At 60.0% G+C, this 19,009-nt stretch carries 13 protein-coding genes and 1 pseudogene; 7 read left to right on the forward strand and 7 right to left on the reverse strand.

The window, feature by feature from the left end:
• Nucleotides 1–461: 461 nt before the first annotated feature.
• Nucleotides 462–1,643, forward strand: a pseudogene (locus ACTQYB_RS03730) (phosphotransferase); the annotation flags it as partial.
• A gap of 1,135 nt (nt 1,644–2,778) precedes the next feature.
• Nucleotides 2,779–3,003 (forward strand): DUF3107 domain-containing protein, encoded by a 225-nt coding sequence (locus ACTQYB_RS03735; protein ID WP_015450064.1) that lies wholly within the window; start codon nt 2,779–2,781, stop codon nt 3,001–3,003.
• A 392-nt stretch (nt 3,004–3,395) separates the two neighbouring features.
• Here ACTQYB_RS03735 and ACTQYB_RS03740 read toward each other — a convergent pair whose 3' ends face one another.
• Complete coding sequence (locus ACTQYB_RS03740) at nt 3,396–4,280, reverse strand: PHP domain-containing protein (protein ID WP_441481574.1); 885 nt, start codon at nt 4,278–4,280, stop codon at nt 3,396–3,398.
• A 174-nt stretch (nt 4,281–4,454) separates the two neighbouring features.
• Here ACTQYB_RS03740 and ACTQYB_RS03745 point away from each other — a divergent pair, with 174 nt between their 5' ends.
• The gene (locus ACTQYB_RS03745) at nt 4,455–5,063 is read left to right on the forward strand and encodes a vitamin K epoxide reductase family protein (protein WP_441481702.1); all 609 of its coding nucleotides are present in this window, start codon (nt 4,455–4,457) and stop codon (nt 5,061–5,063) included.
• 130 nt (nt 5,064–5,193) lie between these two features.
• Here ACTQYB_RS03745 and dapF read toward each other — a convergent pair whose 3' ends face one another.
• From dapF to ACTQYB_RS03760, 3 genes are all read right to left on the reverse strand, one after another.
• Nucleotides 5,194–6,093, reverse strand: coding sequence for a diaminopimelate epimerase (gene dapF / locus ACTQYB_RS03750; protein WP_441481701.1), 900 nt, complete (start codon nt 6,091–6,093; stop codon nt 5,194–5,196).
• A 244-nt stretch (nt 6,094–6,337) separates the two neighbouring features.
• Nucleotides 6,338–6,922 carry a hypothetical protein gene (locus tag ACTQYB_RS03755; RefSeq protein ID WP_412170930.1) on the reverse strand — a complete coding sequence of 195 codons (585 nt, stop codon included), beginning with the start codon at nt 6,920–6,922 and terminating at the stop codon, nt 6,338–6,340.
• 418 nt (nt 6,923–7,340) lie between these two features.
• Nucleotides 7,341–8,417: a hypothetical protein gene (locus ACTQYB_RS03760; protein WP_441481573.1), complete on the reverse strand. Its 1,077-nt coding sequence runs from the start codon at nt 8,415–8,417 to the stop codon at nt 7,341–7,343.
• A 353-nt stretch (nt 8,418–8,770) separates the two neighbouring features.
• Between ACTQYB_RS03760 and murI the strand changes: the two genes are divergently transcribed.
• On the forward strand, nt 8,771–9,547 hold the full coding sequence (murI, locus tag ACTQYB_RS03765) for a glutamate racemase (protein ID WP_033505055.1): 777 nt from the start codon (nt 8,771–8,773) through the stop codon (nt 9,545–9,547).
• 508 nt (nt 9,548–10,055) lie between these two features.
• Nucleotides 10,056–10,901, forward strand: coding sequence for a patatin-like phospholipase family protein (locus tag ACTQYB_RS03770; RefSeq protein ID WP_033505054.1), 846 nt, complete (start codon nt 10,056–10,058; stop codon nt 10,899–10,901).
• Between the two features lie 331 nt (nt 10,902–11,232).
• On the opposite strand, the gene ACTQYB_RS03775 is transcribed toward ACTQYB_RS03770, so the two are convergent.
• The 3 genes from ACTQYB_RS03775 to ACTQYB_RS03785 all read right to left on the reverse strand — a co-directional run bounded on the left by ACTQYB_RS03775 (nt 11,233) and on the right by ACTQYB_RS03785 (nt 16,710).
• A complete protein-coding gene (locus ACTQYB_RS03775) occupies nt 11,233–12,189 on the reverse strand; it encodes an SPFH domain-containing protein (protein WP_441481572.1) in 957 nt (318 codons plus the stop codon).
• Between the two features lie 1,467 nt (nt 12,190–13,656).
• Nucleotides 13,657–14,874: a trans-sulfuration enzyme family protein gene (locus ACTQYB_RS03780; RefSeq protein WP_441481571.1), complete on the reverse strand. Its 1,218-nt coding sequence runs from the start codon at nt 14,872–14,874 to the stop codon at nt 13,657–13,659.
• A gap of 483 nt (nt 14,875–15,357) precedes the next feature.
• On the reverse strand, nt 15,358–16,710 hold the full coding sequence (locus ACTQYB_RS03785; protein WP_441481700.1) for a glycerate kinase family protein: 1,353 nt from the start codon (nt 16,708–16,710) through the stop codon (nt 15,358–15,360).
• A 161-nt stretch (nt 16,711–16,871) separates the two neighbouring features.
• On the opposite strand from ACTQYB_RS03785, the gene ACTQYB_RS03790 reads away from it, so the two are divergent.
• Both ACTQYB_RS03790 and ACTQYB_RS03795 read left to right on the forward strand, forming a co-directional pair.
• A complete protein-coding gene (locus tag ACTQYB_RS03790) occupies nt 16,872–17,900 on the forward strand; it encodes an aldo/keto reductase (RefSeq protein WP_441481570.1) in 1,029 nt (342 codons plus the stop codon).
• Nucleotides 17,901–18,598: 698 nt separating this feature from the next.
• On the forward strand, nt 18,599–18,958 hold the full coding sequence (locus tag ACTQYB_RS03795) for a YccF domain-containing protein (RefSeq protein ID WP_033505108.1): 360 nt from the start codon (nt 18,599–18,601) through the stop codon (nt 18,956–18,958).
• Nucleotides 18,959–19,009 lie beyond the last annotated feature (51 nt).

The raw sequence follows: 19,009 nt of genomic DNA on the forward strand, positions 1-19,009 counted from the left end.
CGAAATCGAGGCTCAAACATGGATCCAGTCCCGCGAGACCCGCGGACACAGGAGTACAGAACCGTAAGGAATGGCGGAATACCAACAGATGAAGCCCGCCGACCATTCCGCGGCAGGACATGTATCAGGACTGAATCTGAAATCGGCGGCCGAACATGAATCCAGTCCGCAGAAACAGAACGGAACCCATACATGTAAGGCATCCGACTTGAAAAAATGCCGGAATACCTAGGAGAAGCCCAGCCGAATGACCATCATCGATGCATACCCGGCCGAGCCGACAGACCGCAATTGAGCCATACCACGCCAAACCGGACTTTACCGACAATCGCCATCAAGTCATTCCATCCATGCCGCGCCCGTATTCCTGTACACGGTTCTTCCGCCCAACATGCCGAATCCTGCTCGATTCAGGCGATTGTCTGTATTACTGTGGAACTGTGAATCAGCGAAGCGATTTTATGCTGGCGGCCTTGGCGTCGGCCGTCATGCCGGACATTTCCGTGGCAGGCGTACGCGCCAGCAACCAAGGCAACGCCACCGACGAAGCCCGAGGCATCGACCATGCCGTCGTACAGGATTCCTCAGGACGTCTGTATGACGTGCATGCCAGCGACACCGAAGCGGGTCGCAAGCATCTGCGCGGGCGCATCAAGGCAGCCCAGGCGCTGCAGCGGGCGAAGGAGCCTGCTGCGCTCGGTTTCGCCGTCGACCGTGTACTCGCCAACTCCGACGGGGACGATGAGCATGGTCCAACCGGCACGACCGCGGTCATGGTTTCGCCGCATTTCGATGGCATGTCACGGCCACTTGACCTGCTGACCTTGGATGATTGCGCCAGCGTCGGTACGGCGATCGGCGCGATTCACCGGCTCAATCCGGCGTTTATTCCGCAAGAGCATTATCCAGCGTATGCAACCGGCCAAATCAGGGCGCAACTGGTCGCGTGGATCAAGCGTCTCAGGCAAGCCGGGCATATCCCCCAGGAAATCACGTCAAGCTGGACGGCGGTACTCGACACGGATGGCCTGTGGTCGTTCTCAACATGCCTGGTGCATGGCGGCTTCCATGATGGTGACATTCTGTTCTCAGGCTCGACGATCACCTCGATCGTCAACTGGCAGGATATGCAAATCAACGATCCGGCACGCGATCTTGCATGGATTTTCGGCAAGCTTGACGAACCGCACCGCAATGCGGTGTTGGCGGCATACGGACGTATGCTCGGTTCGCGTCTGGATAGTCTAATCATGTTGCGGGCGAATCTGTGGCTGCAGATGGAGCAGGTCGGCGAATTCATTCAGGCGCTCAGCGATGCAGACAGCCAGAAAATCATCCAGTTCAAGGCTCAAGTCGAGCGGCTCGCCCACCAGCTGAGCCTTGCGACCGGATCGCGGTCCCCTGCCGCATCAATCCACCGTTCCGACGGCAAGCCGCCGAGCACCATCACAGTCGGCACTCTGCTGGATGCCGGGGAGCGGCGTGACGCGATGCTGCGCGAGGAAGCCCGACGCAAGGCCGCTGCGCAGGAAACAGACAACACCAATGATGCTTCGGCACAAGCCGGGAACGCCGGCAGCGGTGGCAACGGCGAGCCGAACGACCAGACCAATGAGACCGACCGCACCGGTTCGGCGCAAATCGCGCGTGCGACCATCAAACGCGACGAGACGGCGGACAGCACGAAATCTTCACCGGTACACGCAGAGAACGCCAGAAACGCCAGAAACGGTAGCGAAGACACCGGCGACAGCACGGCAAGCCGCCCTGCTACCAACCCGCACAGCGAGGCGCCGACGATTGCCATCAAACCGCCGAGCTTCGCAATTCGCGGCATCCAGGTGAATAACGCGTCGGGCACCATCCAGACCATCGACGACGACACACGCAGCGAGACAATCACGGTTGCAAACGCCCATGGCACGCAAAGCGTTGCCCGAGACGATATCCAAGCCGGAACTGCACACCAGACGAACGATGGCGGCACTGATGTAGCACGCCCGGAGGAAGGCCGTGGAGGGCAGTTGGCACAGCCCTCTGCACGCAGTGCGCAATCAGCGCAGTTCCAAGTGCAGGAAGCGACCCGGCACATTGGACAGAACGGCAATGTGATCAGCGAAACGCAGTCGTATGTTTCCGCCCGCGTCCGCGTGCGCAAAGACAGTGATGCCAACGTCGAAGGGTTCGCCGACAGCGACGCCGAAACCGTGGCGTTCCGGGCCGCCGAACAGCAGTCCGACGGGCAGGATGACAGGCAGAACGGGCAGCCCGGCGACGATGAGCATGCTCCGGAAACCATTCTCATCCCCCTGCTTGAGCGTGAAGAGCGCGCGATGCGGGACGCCCGGGAAAGCCTTGAGGCCGCGTCCCGTCAGCAACGCCACCGCGACGAAGCATCCGATGCCTCCGACAATCCACAAGATACCGGCAATCAGGTGTCTGACGGGCGATCGGATGCTCACGACAACGGTGACAGTCACAGCGAATCCGTTATTTCAAGCGGCGCAGACGACAGCCATGGCCATGCCGACCAGGCAGACAAAGCTGATCAGGCCGAGCAGGAACAGCGCGATCAGCAAGACCGCCCAGCCGGGCAACCGACCGATGCCAACCGTGACGAAGGGGCTGCCGCCGGGCAGTCCGACACCACGCCGAAAGCGTAACCGCACGCCAACGGGCACAATAGAACACAAGAATCACAGGACATAGCCGCACGACACCCCGGTTTCCTTCCGGGAAGGCACAGGATGGGCGCGCGGATCAACGACAGGAGCAGACATGGACATCGAACTGGGCATCCAGAACGTGGCACGGCCGGTGAGCTTCACTTCCGATGACACCGCCGAACATATCAGCGCGATCATCGACGACGCGGTCGCCAATGGCAAGATCATCGACCTCGTGGACACCAAGGGCCGGCATATCGTGGTTCCGGGCGCGGCGCTCGGCTATGCGCTGATCGGTTCCGAGACCAAGCACGCGGTCGGTTTCGGCGCGCTGTGAGTTCGCTCGGAGGCATGCCGCGCGCGTAGTTTCTGGATGTACGTGAGCTGCGCAAGGCATGTGATTGCACAATTCACGTAGGCATACGGTACGCATTCTGTTGTGTGACTGGACTGCTGCTGCGGAGCCTGTGCGGGGCTTCGCAGACTGAGTTATGTGACCCCCGTTGCGCGGACGGTATTGCGCAGACCGTGGTCGCACAGCAACGACAACAATGTCCGACCTCCTCACCGGGAGGCCGGGCATTGTCATTACCGTACGTTGTCGCCTCGCATCATTGCGTTACGTCGTTGTTTTCCCGCCATCCTGCCGTCGAATTGAATCGGACGTTGGATTTGATCGCCACGGGCAACAGGCATGCTGCCATTGCCCCCGACACTCTGGACCACGAATCAAATCAGCGGAATTGCGCCTCGCTCAACGATGCTCCTGACTGTTTCATCATCGGTCAGGTTCTCCCCCAATCGGTTTGGTTTGCCACCTTGCCCGTGCCAATCGGAGCCGCCGGTGACGAGCAGATGGTGGCGTGAGGCAATATCCAGCAGGCGCTGACGCTGCTGGGGCGGATTGCCACGATGCCACACTTCAAGCCCGTCCAGTCCGGCATCGATAAGCTGCCCGATCTGGTCGTCCGACAACAGCACGGCATTACGGCTGGGATCACCGGCATGCGCAATGACACTGACTCCCCCGGCTTGTTTGACGGCACGAACCACATCAGCGGCATCCGGCGACGGAGTGGGAATGTAGTAAGGGCTGCGCGAACCGACAGCGCCGTTGAACGCCGCCGAGCGATCCGGATACGCCCCCGCAGCGACCAACGCATCCGCAATATGCGGCCGGCCGACCGTCGTCTCATCGCCTTCGCGAATCTGAGCGAGCACATCATCCCAAGTAATCGGGTAATCCTTGGAAATCAGCCCGACCATGCGCTTCGTGCGCTCAAGTCTGGCCTGACGAAGCCTAGCGAACAATCCACTGATCTCGCGATTGTGTGGATCGTACTGGTATGCGAGCATATGAACCGACACGCCGTCCGCGTCTGCCGTCACTTCAGTGCCCCGCACCAGATGCAGGCCGCACTCCGTGGCAGCCGTTGCCGCATCATTCCAACCTGCGGTGGTGTCATGATCAGTGATCGCAACCCCGTGCAACCCCAATGCGCACGCTTCACGAACCATATCCGCAGGTGTCTGCCGCCCGTCGGAGAAGACGGTGTGACAGTGCAAATCCCACCCTTCGGATGGTGGATTATCAGCGATATGTGCAAGAGTCATATCACCATCGTAAGCTGGATATTCGCAACCGGCCAACGACACGCGCAGAAGCGCGGCACGCACGGCACATCGGTAATCAGCGTTACCAGCGAGGAAGGCGGCATCGTGAGCGAACAGACGACACCAAAGCCACAACAGCAGCGGAATTCGAACGCTTCGGCAGAGCAGAATGCGGTGATTCCCGGCTGGCGACACGGCAGCACATGGACGTATCTGATTATGCTGCTCGCTTCTGCGACGGCTCTGTTTGTTTCGTTCATGCTGTCCGCCGAGACGCTTCGACTCGCACGCCGGCCGAATCAGCTGCTCGCCTGCGATATCAACAATGTGGTTTCCTGCTCGCAGGTCGCGCAATCCTGGCAAGCGGAGCTGGTGAAACTGGGCGATTTGAGCTTCCCGAACGCCTTCTTCGGCATTGCGGCGGAAAGCGTGTTCGTGACCATAGCAGTGATTGGTCTGGCTCGTGTGCGCGTGCCGCGCTGGTTCGCGACTTGCACGTGGCTCGGCGGGCTTGCCGCGCTGCTGTTCTCCTACTGGCTGACCACGCAGTCGTTGTTCGTGATCCACGCATTGTGCCCGTGGTGCTTGGCTCTGATGTTCTCGACGACCATCCAGTTCATGGCGTTGAGTCATGCGACGGTTACGGTGCAGGATATTCCCCATGGCAAACGCGGTTTGCGCACCTATTACCGTCTGAATTATGACCTGATGGCGGATGTCGTGTGGGTGCTGGCGATTATCGCGCTGATTTTGGTGAAGGACGGCAGCGCAATTTTCAGGTAAGCCGAGCCGCATTCGGCAGTATCGCACGGTGGGTGGGCACACGGGCCGCCCCAATCTCAAGCGTGCGCGCTGAATGCGCCCTATGATTGCGTCCGCTCGTTGCGAGGATTAGAGGAGCACACCAGGCGAGTTACAGCAGATCGATGCGACCGACCAGTGTCGCCGAACCGGTGAGGAACACCCGGTCGTCGTGGACATCAACTTGCAGGGTGCCGCCGCGCACGGTAATCGTCCAATGGTGGATGCCGGTTTTGGCCAACAAGGTGATGCCTGTGGCGCACAACCCGGTTCCGCATGACAGGGTCTCCCCTACTCCGCGCTCGTTGACGCGCATGGTGGCCTTGCCGGTATCCGTACCGGCGTCTTGGGAATCGATGCGGACGAATTCAGCGTTCTGATCGGACTCAAGTACCGGAGCCACCACCGGTTTGGTAGCAAGATCCAGCGCTTCAACCGCTGGCAGGGTGGATTCCCCGTCTTCAAGCACGCTGACCACGTGTGGATTGCCCATATCCACGAATGTTCCGCATGCTGACCCGTCAGTCCCAGGAATCGTCACGTTGAAAGCATCCGTCTCCCCGCGTTTCCACGGGCCCATGTCCACACGGAACACATCGTGACCGCATGGGGCCATATCGCCGAGCGAGACGAGCGTTTTCACCCCAGCACGGGTTCCCAGACGGAATGGCTCGCCGCCTACACCTTGCGCATATCCGAGCCGTTGCGCGAACAAGGCCGTGGCACGCGTACCGTTGCCGCACATTTCAGCGAGGGAACCATCCGCGTTGCGGTAGTCCATAAACCATTCAGCGCCTTGGGCATGAAGGTCTGCGGCGGTATCAGCGGAAACGTCTCCCACATGCTCGGGGTGGGTCAGGCGCAGCAGGCCGTCTCCGCCGATGCCGAAATGCCGGTCGCACAGGAAACGGACCTCGTCTGCCGTCGGCTCGAATTCGCCGTCGGGATCAGCGTATATGACGAAATCATTGCCGGTGGCGTGCGCTTTGTATACCGTGTGTGGAATGCTCATGCCATCACTGTAGCGTTTCGACGCGAGGATTGCTGACAGCGCATCGCATAGCGGGCGGATGCGGATGTTGATGAGCATAGGCAGACGAGAAGCACTGCAGCGTCGGCTGTCACAACGGTTGCCGGTCGGTAATCTCAGACGACGTGGATTTCATTCACAGTCCCTGCGCACCCCGCGCCCATCGCAATGGTTGTCACAATCCAACAATCGAGAAGCGAGCAACTTCAGGAATACGACATACCGATTATTCATGGTTGGCAAGTTTCGCCTTGAATTTGTAGACAATCATGACGACTTCGGTGGCCCCTGCCGCAGTAACGGTCATCGCCGTGCCGTCCGGGAACAGCGAGGCAGGCAACCCGGTCGCCTGGACACCTTCGACGCACCAGTCCTCCTGAAGAATGGTATGGCTGGAGCCATTGGCATCCTCCACCCCGATGCTCACCGGCTTGTTCATGGTCTGCTTGCACATGAACACCGCGTAATACATTTCATCGTCGGCAACGTCTTGCGAGAATCTAATGGAACCGTTGCCCCGAAACTTGCGCGAACCGAGTTCGGTGTGCGGACGATACTCGGTCATCATCTTACTTTCCGCATAGCTGCGTAACCCGGGAACGGTGAAGTCCGCATAGGTTTTCAGATAATCCGGCTGCACCGGCTCCGATGAGGAAGCGTCGGTAGACGCGGACGTGGTGCCGTCCGCGGACGATGCTCCGCCCGGACTGCATGCCGTGGAGCACAACACCATGCAGAGGCAGCTTGCCACCGCAACGATGATTTTCAAGGCGTGCATGCTTGCCGACTGGTATGCTCCCTTGCTGTTCATGACAACCTCCTTGTTGTCGGACAGCGCCTTCAGAAGGCTCCTGTTCCAATTCCGCGAGAATCCTCGGTGATTTCCGCGATACCATTCAGCATAGCCCGCAGTATCGCGCCATGTAAACACCACCGGCTGCCGTTTTCGACCATGCAACCGGTACAACCTGTTCGAAGCTGTCCGACAGGGAGCCGAATCCTAGTACACAGCGCAAGCCTGTAAGCCGATCATCGGGGTTTGCTATCCTCAGATGCCGGCAGCTGGTATCGTTCAACCGTTCCAGCGGCCCGGCGAATACCGCATGTTGACAGGCTGGGCTGCCGGCCCCTGCAACCGCCAAGTTCTGGCGACAGTGGTTCTTGCGATAGTGGTAATGGTCAAACACGCCAGACCCCTGTGAGCAGGCGGGCTAGCGGTCTTGCCAGTGTCACGCGTGTTCGAGTTCGCCGCGCTTCTTGCTTTGTGCGTACATCACACCGATTTTGCGCGCGTACCAGATGAGCGCAACCGTGCCAGCGAGCGCTACAACGATCAGCACCAGCATTGATGCACTGATACCGGTTTTCGCCAAAGCCCCTGCAATGCCACCGGGCGTTGATGTGGCAGTCTTCTTAGTGCCGGAAGACGCAGCACTCCTCTTGCCGTTGCTCGTTGTGGCGGACGACGGAGCAGCCGTCGCAGCGGCGTTCACTGTGCCTTTCGATGATGTCTTATTGTTTGGCGCGTTTTCGCGATTGACCATCGCGTCAGCGGCGATCTTGTTTGTCGCCGCTTGAGCGAGCGCGGCTTTGGCTTTCGCCAACTGTTCCCTGCTCTGCGCTAATGTCGCAGCACTCTTGACAAGCTTGGCATCGGCATCGGCCTTTGCTACGGTGGCATCTGTCAGTTCAGCTGCTGCCGCACGCAGCGCGGGTGCGTCGGCGTCCCTCTGGCTGTCCGCAGCGCGCTTGGCAGCCAGTGCCGCATCATTGGCGGTTTGTGCGGAATCACGATTCTGCCTTGCCTGCTGCAATTGGGCATCCGCCTGCTTCACGGCATCGCTGTCCGCGGCATTGTTCCGCCTGACTACGGCATCATTGGCCAAAGCCCGCACATACGCGGCTTCGGCGCTTTGCAACGCAGCCGCCGCGCTCGCCAGCGACACCGCGGCTGCGGCGGCTTGCCTCTGCCCTGCGCTCGCGCTGGCAACCGCTTTTGATGCGGCAGTCACACGCTGTTGCGCAGCATCTGCGGCTTGTTTCGCATTCTTATTGTCAGTAACTGCTTGATCATAAGCGCTCTGGGCCTCGGTCAAGTCATGTTTCGCAGATTCATAGGCGCTGTCCGCGGCTTTGGCGTTGCTCTTCGCATCTGATGACGCGCTCTCCGACGACACACTCGATGACGGCTGAACTGCAGAAGTTCCCTTGCTTGCCTTTTCTCCGAATCCCGCTGCGAACGCAGTTCCCGGCAGCATGCACGCCATGGCCGCGACAACTGCGATAACGTACCCGATACGCTTCATCTTTCCCCCTATCACTTGCCGGCGAGAATGTCTTCACCCGGCAATGTCCTGCTCTGTCACCCATTATGACCCGGATGCGACGACATCCGAAAACCGATAATTCGACAATATCAATGCGACACGCCCAGAGTTGCACTTGTATCGAAGGTATTCTCGCTACATGCGAAGCCGGGTCCACCCATCTGCGCATATCCATACGCTTTTGTACCGAGCGGCATCGTCCAATCCGCCCATATCATCAGACGTCAATTACAACACGCCGTTGGGGAACGATGCTACTATCTGCGGTAGCGCGTGCAGTTCGGATTGCGGACACGCGGCATCGTCGTTGAATGAATCGTTGAGGAGGAGCCATGACTTCAACTGCACCGATCGGCGTGTTCGATTCCGGGTTGGGCGGCATCACGGTTGTGCGTGAAATCGCGAAAGATCTGCCGAATGAGCAGGTCCTGTATTTCGGCGATTCCGCAAACGCCCCGTACGGCACGAAAACCCCCGAACAGGTGCGGAAACTCGCATTCGCCATTGTCAATAACTTCATTCGCGAAGGCGTCAAAGCCGTGGTCATCGCTTGCAATACGGCGACATCCGCCGCGGTCGATGCGCTGCGGGAACAGTTCACCATCCCGATTATCGGCATGGAACCGGCGTTGAAGGTCGCATGCGACCGTGGACACGGCGTTCCCCAGCATGTCATCGTGGCCGCCACCCCACTGACCTTGCGTGAACAGAAGTTCGCCAAACTCATGGCTAGGTTCAACTCGACCAACGTCATTTACAAACAGCCTTGCCCGGCGCTGGTGGAGATTGTGGAGCACGGGCAGCTTGACGACAGCGAGCTGGTCGAACGTACGCTGCACGGGTATTTTGACAGCTATGACCTCGAGACGATTGATTCCGTGGTGCTCGGTTGTACGCATTTCCCGTTCTTCCGCGAGTACTTCCGTCGGCTCATGCCCAGCAGCACGGCGATCATCGACGGAAATGTGGGAACCGTGAACCATTTGCGCGTGGTGCTCGAAGCACTCGGCCAGCTCGCCCCCGAAGATGCGGAAGGCACAATCGTGCTGTCCAATTCCGACCCGAGCGAACGGATGACCACGTTGATGCATCAACTGTTGACACGGTAGTCATAACCGACGAGCCACATTGCGGCTGGATGGCCGGTGCAGTTTCCCAGTTGTATTGGACGGGCCGCAACGGCTGTATGTCTGCTGAACGAAGCATCTGTCCGCTATGCGATCAGGCAGTCGCACCATGGGCAGATAACACGAAAAATCGACAACATCACCGATTTATCAGCACGTCATGCAACCCGATAGTCGCACTGCGGCAGGATAACCGGGACAATCAGCAGCGGCGAAGCCATATCTGCCCACTGTGCAACCACGCAGTCACACCACAAGCAGATAAGCGGCGACACCAGCCGCAACACTGCAACACCGCGGTCATCAGTCGGCCCACCACATACATCCCGATGCACCACATGCACCTCCGCACCCCTATGCGACACTTCAGTATCATCTGCCCGGTTTCCGCCATCGGTCGCCACTTTGTCCACGCTTCACCCGTAAGCTCGCATTATGCGCGCATGTCAGGCATGCGTCCGGTGAGATTACCAGGTGTGAGGGAGACGAAATGGTAACAACGGCGCTTATCGATGTCGGCGGAGGGTATCGTGCGATTTTCGGGGCAGGCGTCATGGACCGGCTCATGGAAATGCACCTCGACTTCGACCACTGCTACGGCGTCTCCGCGGGAAGCGCCAACATGGTCGGGTACATCGCGCGTCAGCCCTACCGCAGCCACAAGTTCTACACCGAGTACGCCAATCGCAAGGAATACGCAAGCGTTCAAAACTTCAGGAAGAACCATAATTTCGTCGGACTTGACTACGTGTACGGCACGCTGTCGAACCATGACGGCGAGTATCCGGTGGATTTCGAAGCGTTCGAGGCGAACCCGACGGGTTTCACCGTCGTCGCATGCAACGCCGAAACCGGTCAGCCCAAGTATTTCGACAAGTCCGATGTCCATTTCGATGATTTTGACATCATGAAGGCCTCTTCTGCCGTGCCTGTGGCCTGCGAACCGTACGTGATCGACGGGGTCCCCTATTTTGACGGCGGCATCGCCGACCCCATCCCCGTGCAGAAAGCCATCGACGACGGGTACGATCGGGTCGTGGTGATTCTCACCCGGCTCAAGGATGTGCTGCGCGAGCAGAAGAAAGATATCATGCCCTCGCGCATCTTGGAACGCACCTACCCGGCCGCAGCCGACCGGCTGCTCAACCGGTACCAGACGTATAACGACGAGGTGGCGCTGGCCAAACGGTACGAACAGGAGGGCAAGGTGCTGATCATCGCGCCGGAATCCCTGTACGGACTGTCCACGCTGACCAAGAAATTCGAGGGGCTGGAACGCATGTACCGTGCCGGGTATGCCGCCGCCAAGGCGATTCCGGCATTCCTGGAGAGCTGAGTGCTGCGAATCCTGATCACGCCCGGTTGCTGGAGGCCGATTTGGCGGTTTGGTGACGAAAAATCCTGACAACCCGCCAGCGCAATCTGGAAGGTGAGGTGCCAGAATCAACAACCACAGAATCGGCCGCCCCGCAATCAGCTGACCCGAAATAGGCGCGAGCGAGGCGCCGAGTCTGACGCGGCACACGCCGGCACACACCGATGCACATGAATCGGCACACATGACAAGTGGCGGGTTCCAGACATCACAAGCGTCTGGAACCCGCCACTGGCAAGAAATCCGCGTCGCGCCCGAATTTGAGCGAGGGCGCGGACATCCGTGCTCTGTACTAATTGCGCGGCGCCATATCGGTCTGGCGCGCGGAAGCCGTCGCCGTGGACGCAGCAGCAGCCGTATCGGACGGAATCTCGCTGGCGGTGAGCATGGCCTTGGTGACCTGCTCGTACAGATCCTGATACCCGCCAGGCGTGGAAGCCGGCAACACCACGGTCTTCGCGTTTCGAGACTCGGACAGCGAGCGCATCACGTCGAGATACTGGTTGAACAGGACCACATTGTTGACATCCGCAATATTCATGCCGACGGCCTGCAAGCTCTTGATCTGGTCGACGATGCCGTTGGCGATTTCACGACGATAGTTCGCCTGGCCCTCGCCCTGCAGGCGGGTCTTCTCGGCTTCTGCTGCGGCCTGGGTTTCGATCTGGATGCGCTGTGCTTCGGCGCGCTGGCGGGTGGCTTCCTTCTCACGCTGGGCGGCGTTGATGGAGTCCATCGCGTTCTTGACCTGCGGGCTCGGGTCAATCGCGGTGATGAGGGTCTTGACGACGGTGAAGCCGAAGCGGCTCATTTCCGTGCCGACGGTCTTCTGCACGTCGGCGGCGACATCGTCCTTGCGGGCGAATGCGTCGTCGAGGGTGAGCGCCGGAATTGCGGAACGCAGGGCGTCCTCCATGTAGCTGCGCAGCTGGCCGGCGGGATCCTGCAACTCATAGTATGCCGTGGCGACGGATTCCGGAGCCACGCGGAACTGCGTGGAGGCGACCACGGTGACGAACACGTTGTCAAGGGTCTTGGTTTCCAGCTTCACATTCAACTGGCTGACCCGCATATTCGTTTTCATGGCGATGCGGTCGACGAACGGGATTTTCATGCGAAGCCCCGCATACTGCACCTTATGGAACTTGCCGAACCGTTCAATGATGTAAGCCTGCTGCTGCGGGACCACGTACAGTGCGGAGCACAGCAGAAGCACCACGATGACAATCAAGGCGATAACAAACGGCATGTGGGATTCCTTTCATCCGAGTCCGCGCGATCCTTGCGCGAACAGCCTGCTTCATCATATCAGAAACTAGGCAGAATACTGGGATTCCGCCATTTTCAAGACACGCTTCCCAAAAGCTGAGAGCCGGCTATCGATTTTTGCGAACGCAACGCCACCGCACGAAAGCGCGCAGGTTGTTAGGGTCAAAGACAATCAACGCATTCACACTGACTGCAGCCATCTGCGGTCACACAGCCATACCGCACTGCCGGATGCGGCGCGCACAACCGCGCCGCGACGCCGGCACGCCGCATGTCCCATCCAAGGAGGTTCCGCATGCCACGTATCTTCCAGGTCAGCGTTCCGTCCCTGCGGGTCACGCTGTCCTCCATTTTCCGCAAACAAGGCTTCAATTCGACTGACGCCTTGTATCTGGCCGGCACACTCATCGACGCCGACCAGAGGGGGATCAGCTCGCACGGCACGCGCCGATGTAGTCAGCATGCACACGTATTTGGACGAAACCACCTACCACCGTACCCGCCGCCTCTTATCCCGACAGCGTGTACACATAGGGTAGAACTGCTGTGCGTAGGTGCTCATGGCATGGTACCAGCTGTTGCAACTGCATCATGATGCTCCTGGAAGGTCTGGATACTTGGGATCCAACAATTCCGGGAGCATTGTTTGTTCTGTTTGCAGTGTGCTTATCCTGAAGCATTCGGCTGTCCATAGACCTAAGCATGGCTTGGAGTGCTCATAACAGGTCATTGCGGTGGACTACATCGTGAATTGAAGGCCGATATCGGATTCAGGTCGAGGAAATGTGTTGTAGGGTCTGCCAATCTCAGCGCGAGAGGCATTTTCATCGGCATGGATGATGCCGCTACGCTGTTGCCAGTCCCATTGACGGGTTTGAATCGGGAATAGAGCGACGAAATCCAATCAGCCCACAACGCAATACGTAGCAACTGTCCCGCCCTGCAGGAATTCCCGGTATTCCGCCAATTTACGGCATATCATGTATGCGCCTGAATGTTGCTGTTACCCGTTCCGAGGACTGAATCGGAAATCAGGCGTGGAAATCAGATTTGGTCCGTGCATGACGGCGGAATCGAAGGCAAGCCCGACTGACGAAATCACCAAAACCTTGATATTCCACCGTTCCGATCGATTATGTGCGGTAATCGTTTTCCGTAATTGCTGCCACCGCGGACTGAATCAGGAATCAGGTGCGGAAGTCCGATTTGATTCACGTGCAATACGATGCAGTCGTCTTCATGTCTGATGATGTGAAGCCCTAACGCAGGTGAAGCTACTAAGTATCGTTGCACAATCATGCTGGATTCGGTTTTCGAAATCGCGAAATTCAATACGACAGAAGCGATGCAACCGGCAGAACGGCAATCGGCCCGTCGCATATGGTATTGCACCATATACAACGGGCCGATTTAACCATCCGATCTCACAGGCGCCCCTCGCATCCGCTTACCGAGCCACCTCGGCAAGCTCCGGCTGTGCCGCCTTCGCCGCGACCGCGAACGCCTGGTCGAGGTCTTCGATGAGGTCGTTCACGTCTTCGATGCCGATGGACAGACGGATCAGCTCGTCGGTGATACCGACTTTGAGGCGCTCCTCGCGCGGCAGTTCGAAATGCGTCATGCGACACGGCAGTTCGGCGAGGCTTTCCACTGCGCCGAGGCTGACGGCGAGCCGGAACAGGTGCAGGTTGTTGAGGATTTCCGCCGGGTCGATGCCTCTGACGACTTCGAAGCTGAGCACGCCGCCGAAGCCTTTGAGTCCCTTGTCGGTGTCGCCTGGCTGACGACCGCCTTCGACTCCCGGATAGTGGACGGTCGCGACGAGCGGGTTGTCCAGCAGCCAGTTCGCGATGGCAACGGCGTTGCTCTGCTGGCGTTCGATGCGCAGGCCGAGCGTCTGGATACCACGACGTACTGAGTCGGATTCAGCCGGCGGAAGGATGCCTCCCAGCCGGTTCTGCGCATAGTAGACACGCTCGCCCAGCTTGTCATCGCGTACGACGGCAAGACCTGCGATGACATCCGAATGCCCGGCCAGATACTTGGTCGCCGAATGCAGGACGATGTCCGCGCCCAAATCCAGCGGCTGCTGCAGATACGGGGTCACGAAGGTGTTGTCCACAATCACGATGGCACCGTACTTGTGGGCAATCTGCGCAATCGCAGCGACATCATTGACCTGCAACAGCGGGTTGGTCAGGGTCTCGAAATAGACGGCCTTGGCGGGTTCGCTGGCACCGTCCTCGTCGCCGGCGACGCCAACGCCGCTGATCGCCGCTTCGAGCGCCTCGTAATCATTGGTGTCCACGGGCTGGCTGACCAATCCCCAGCGGGTGAAATGCTCGTTGAACTGCGAGTAAGTGCCGCCGTAAACGTTGCTGCCGACGACGATTCGGTCGCCCGGCTTGAAAATCGACAGGACCGCATGGATGGCGGCAAGCCCGGAGGCGAACGCGAAACCGCGGGTGCCGTGTTCGAGCTGCGCGATCTGGCGCTCGAGGAAGTCACGCGTCGGGTTGCCGCTGCGCGCGTAATCCCAGCGGGGCATGGACTCGACCGATTCGAAAGCATACGTGGATGAGTTGTAGATAGGCGGATTCACGGCCCCGGTCGTGTTATCGTTCACCGGCAGTCCGTGGACCAGCTGAGTGTTGAACCTCGTCATAGTGCACCCCCTAGGTAGTGTCGCAAGCGCCGCGGGCAGGCCGGGCGGATGGTTGGTTTAGTTGTTGGGTTGTTGTGTTTGCTGTTTGGTTTGGTTGTGTCTGCCGTGTTGCCGGCGGCGGGACCTTTCGGCCTCGCGTTAGTTACGAACCTAATCGCGCAAGGCGCGCAGGTACAAGCTGCAAGGCATACGGGATACTTATATGCGGCTAACAACCGTTGCGGCGATTGGGGTTTTGCCGCTTGACGGGCGGAGTCCGGCGAGCGCGACACGCGGGTGAGGGGTGCTGCGCTACGAAGGGCAATCATCAGCGCCGCGCCAACCCTAGAATCATCATCATCGGCAGACTTGTTGTGTTAATCAATCCTCACAAATCCATGCCCACGACCACCGAATCCGGCAAACCCAGCCAACAAACCGGCCACTATGTGAGCCAATCCTCACAAACCGGCGCCGCCCGGCGAAGGAGCCCGCAGCGAGCCCTCACCGGTCTGTGTCCACCACAGCGGCGAGCAACCGCGCGACGTTTGCTGCGGTGGCGGCGAGGTTGCCGGCGGTCTCGCGGCACGCGTCCGCGAGGGATTGCGGTTCGCGGATGATCGGGAATACCGCATCGATGCCGCACGCGTACAGATCCGCGGATGCCGAATAATCGGCATCATCCTGAGGAATAGTCCGAGCGGCTGAGCCATCGGCATACCCATCCGCACCTCGGCTCCCGGCAACCGTCTGCGGCACGGCGGCGACACCGCGGGCGACCGCTCCGGCGAGCGCCACGACCATGATGCGCGGATTGGCTTGCTTGACGATGTGGGCGACACCGGCCGGGGTTTTGCCGTAGGCGGTCTGCCCGTCGATCCGCCCTTCACCAGTGATGCACACGTCCGCCGTCCGCGCACGGCTCGCAAGCCGCGATGCCGTCGCGACGAGCTGGATGCCGGGTTCGATGGTCGCGTTCGTGAAGGCGAGCAGTCCCGCCCCGGTTCCGCCCCCTGCCCCGGATCCGGGAACCGCGGCGACAGAACGCCCCAAATCACGCTCGATGACCTGCGCGAACCGGTCGAACGCATCATCAAGCTGCCGGACCATACCAGGGGTCGCACCCTTTTGCGGCCCGAATACCGCGGATGCGCCAGTCGGCCCGGTCAGCGGATTGGTGACATCGGTGGCGATGCGGACCTCTGTATGCGCGAGTCGCGGGTCCATGCGGGCGGTGTCGATATGGTCGAGTCGCACGAGCGCCGCACCGCCCGGTTCCAAGTCCCGCCCGGTCGCATCCAGTAATCGAGCGCCAAGCGCCTGAGCGATGCCGGCGCCACCATCGTTGGTCGCGCTGCCGCCGAGCGTAACGATAATCGTGCGCGCCCCGTCATCGAGCGCGTACCTAATCAGCTCGCCAGTGCCGAACGTGCTGGCATGCAGCGGGTCGTGCGTATGCTCATCCACGTATTGCAGACCGCTGGCACGTGCCATCTCTATCACGGCGACACGCCCGAACTCGGCCGCTGTCGCACGATTCGCGTTTCCGGCGTTTCGCACACCAGCGAATCCCCGTGCACCCGCGATTCCCTGTGTACCCGCGGTTCCCCTCACACCGCCGATATTCTGCGCGTCCAACAGCCCATACTCCGCGCGGACCGGCCGCATCAGCGGATCGTGGACCATCGCACTGCAGCGCCGCCCGCCAACGGAAGCCAGCAGCGCATCCAGCGTGCCTTCTCCCCCATCAGCCATCGGTGCAATATCGCAACACGCCGTCGGGCAAACGGCCTTCACCCCGCGCACGACTGCACGACACGCCGACACGGCATCAAGCGACCCTTTGAACGAATCCATCGCAATGAGAAACCTCACGGCTCCAGCCTATGATGAGGGCGCAACCAGCGGCACGGCACGACACGGTCAGGCATTCGCAACCGAACGCCAGCCGCCCGCCCACCGCACGCCGCACACCACGCACGAACCCAGTGCACAAACCCAGCACGCAGGAGGCAACGATGCCATCATCAACCAACACCACCGGTATCAGCACATACACGCCATCCCCCGACCGGTACGAGACCATGCCGTATCGCCGAAGCGGCCGCAGCGGTTTGAAACTGCCCGCCATCAGCCTCGGCTTTTGGCATAATTTCGGCGATTTCTCGTCATACGACACGATGAAACAGCTGTGCTTCACCGCATTCGACCACGGCATCACGCATTTCGACCTCGCCAACAACTACGGGCCGGAACCCGGCAGCGCCGAACGCAACGCCGGAAGGATTTTGCACGATTATTTCGGCGCACACCGCGACGAGCTGGTTATCAGCACCAAAGCCGGATTCGACATGTGGCCCGGCCCATACGGCGACCACGGCAGCCGCAAATACCTGCTTGCCAGCCTTGATCAGAGTCTGACGCGACTCGGCCTCGACTACGTCGACATCTTCTACCACCACTGCCCCGACCCGGACACGCCGCTCGAGGAAACCATGGGCGCGCTCGCGCAGGCGGTCACTAGCGGCAAAGCGCTGTACGTGGGCCTGTCGAACTATGACGGGCAGCGGCTCGAAGCGGCCAAGGCGATCCTTGATGAGCTGCATGTGCCGTTCATCATCGCGCAGAACCGCTACAACATCCTTGACCGGACCGTGGAACACAACGGCCTGCTCGATGCCGTCAACCGGCTGGGCAAGGGGCTGATCACCTACAGCCCGCTCGACCAGGGACTGCTCACCGACCGGTATCTGGACGGGATTCCAGCGGATTCGCGCGTGGCCAGGGACGGCCGGTTCCTCACCGAAGCCGACGTGGCACGCACGCATGACGCGATTGTCGCGTTGAATACGATTGCCGCTGCGCGCGGGCAGAGTCTCGCGGATATGGCGCTCGCCTGGCTGCTGCGCAAGAGCGAAGTGACCAGTGTGCTCGTGGGTGCGTCCCGACCCCAGCAGCTGCTTGACAGCCTCGGCGCGTTGAACGGGCCTGATTTCACCGATGACGAGCTCGCCGCCATAGACCGGATCGCTAGCGACGGGCGGTAACCGTCTGTGTTGGGCTCGCAACGATTGCGATTGGGTTGAGCCGGTTGCGGCTGCGGATGCGGATGCGGTGCCGCTGCGGAAGACCAGCTGCAATCAGTACGACAGCCCAGCCTTCACAAACTAGCTACGCTGACAACCCGCCCAGCATAACCAGTTTGTGGAGGCGCGCAAACCGGCTACGATGGCAGTCCTGCTGCGTCGCCGACGCGCACGACGACAGGCGAAGCGGGAAAAGAGAAGGGCCCGGAAGACCGGGCCCTGAAAGGAGAGAAAAAAGAGAGAAGGGATTGAATTATGGGATTCAAGAGGAGAACCCATCAGCTTTTGCTGACATCATTTAGGATACGGACGTCACCTTGGGTTCACAATATGTTTCCCTGTGAATACTCTGAGATTCGCTCAGGCAACGTCCAGCCTGATGTGCAAGCAGTCATCCCTGCCGAATCGATTATCCACACCTGCCCCTTCGCGACACCGTTCATAGCCCATCCGACCGCGCTCACCCAACCACACGCGTCCCACGCAATCTCCACCAGCTCAATCCCCGACCGCACCCAATTCAATCACCCGCTACACGACCACCCCGTCCAATCACTCCCTGCCAACCGTCTCCACCCAACCTCATCCGACCGCGTCATGCCCACTCAACCGCACCTGACCAATCAACTATGTCACCCACGCCATGCACAATGGGCGGCATGAACACGTTGGGCAATATCCTGTGGCTGATTCTCGGCGGTCTCGAACTGGCTGTGGCATGGGCGATCATCGGCATCGTGCTGTGCATCACCATCGTCGGCATCCCGCTCGGCATCCAAGCGTTCAAAATGGCTGGCCTGACACTCACCCCGTTCGGCAAGTCCGTGGTGTATGGCGGTGGCGTCGGCTCACTGCTCGCCAACATTATCTGGGTGGTGTTGGTCGGCATCTGGATGGCAATCGGCTACATGATCGCAGGCGTACTCAACTGCATCACCGTCATCGGCGTGCCGTTCGGCATCCAGTCGTTCAAGATGGCGAAGCTCGCGTTGTGGCCGTTCGGCGCGCAAGTCATGTGACCGCGAGACACACGCTCTCATCATCCCGCAGTTCCGCCGGCCGCAATAACC

The sequence above is a fragment of the Bifidobacterium sp. LCP19S3_E9 genome, from assembly GCF_052121135.1.
GTDB classification, from domain to species: Bacteria; Actinomycetota; Actinomycetes; order Actinomycetales; family Bifidobacteriaceae; genus Bifidobacterium; species Bifidobacterium thermacidophilum.

Coding starts and splice junctions, on each gene's coding strand:
- ACTQYB_RS03735 (WP_015450064.1), top strand. CDS start 2,779: ATGGACATCGAACTGGGCATCCAGAACGTGGCACGGCCGGTGAGCTTC.
- ACTQYB_RS03740 (WP_441481574.1), bottom strand. CDS start 4,280: ATGACTCTTGCACATATCGCTGATAATCCACCATCCGAAGGGTGGGAT.
- dapF (WP_441481701.1), bottom strand. CDS start 6,093: ATGAGCATTCCACACACGGTATACAAAGCGCACGCCACCGGCAATGAT.
- ACTQYB_RS03755 (WP_412170930.1), bottom strand. CDS start 6,922: ATGAACAGCAAGGGAGCATACCAGTCGGCAAGCATGCACGCCTTGAAA.
- ACTQYB_RS03760 (WP_441481573.1), bottom strand. CDS start 8,417: ATGAAGCGTATCGGGTACGTTATCGCAGTTGTCGCGGCCATGGCGTGC.
- murI (WP_033505055.1), top strand. CDS start 8,771: ATGACTTCAACTGCACCGATCGGCGTGTTCGATTCCGGGTTGGGCGGC.
- ACTQYB_RS03770 (WP_033505054.1), top strand. CDS start 10,056: ATGGTAACAACGGCGCTTATCGATGTCGGCGGAGGGTATCGTGCGATT.
- ACTQYB_RS03775 (WP_441481572.1), bottom strand. CDS start 12,189: ATGCCGTTTGTTATCGCCTTGATTGTCATCGTGGTGCTTCTGCTGTGC.
- ACTQYB_RS03780 (WP_441481571.1), bottom strand. CDS start 14,874: ATGACGAGGTTCAACACTCAGCTGGTCCACGGACTGCCGGTGAACGAT.
- ACTQYB_RS03785 (WP_441481700.1), bottom strand. CDS start 16,710: ATGGATTCGTTCAAAGGGTCGCTTGATGCCGTGTCGGCGTGTCGTGCA.
- ACTQYB_RS03790 (WP_441481570.1), top strand. CDS start 16,872: ATGCCATCATCAACCAACACCACCGGTATCAGCACATACACGCCATCC.
- ACTQYB_RS03795 (WP_033505108.1), top strand. CDS start 18,599: ATGAACACGTTGGGCAATATCCTGTGGCTGATTCTCGGCGGTCTCGAA.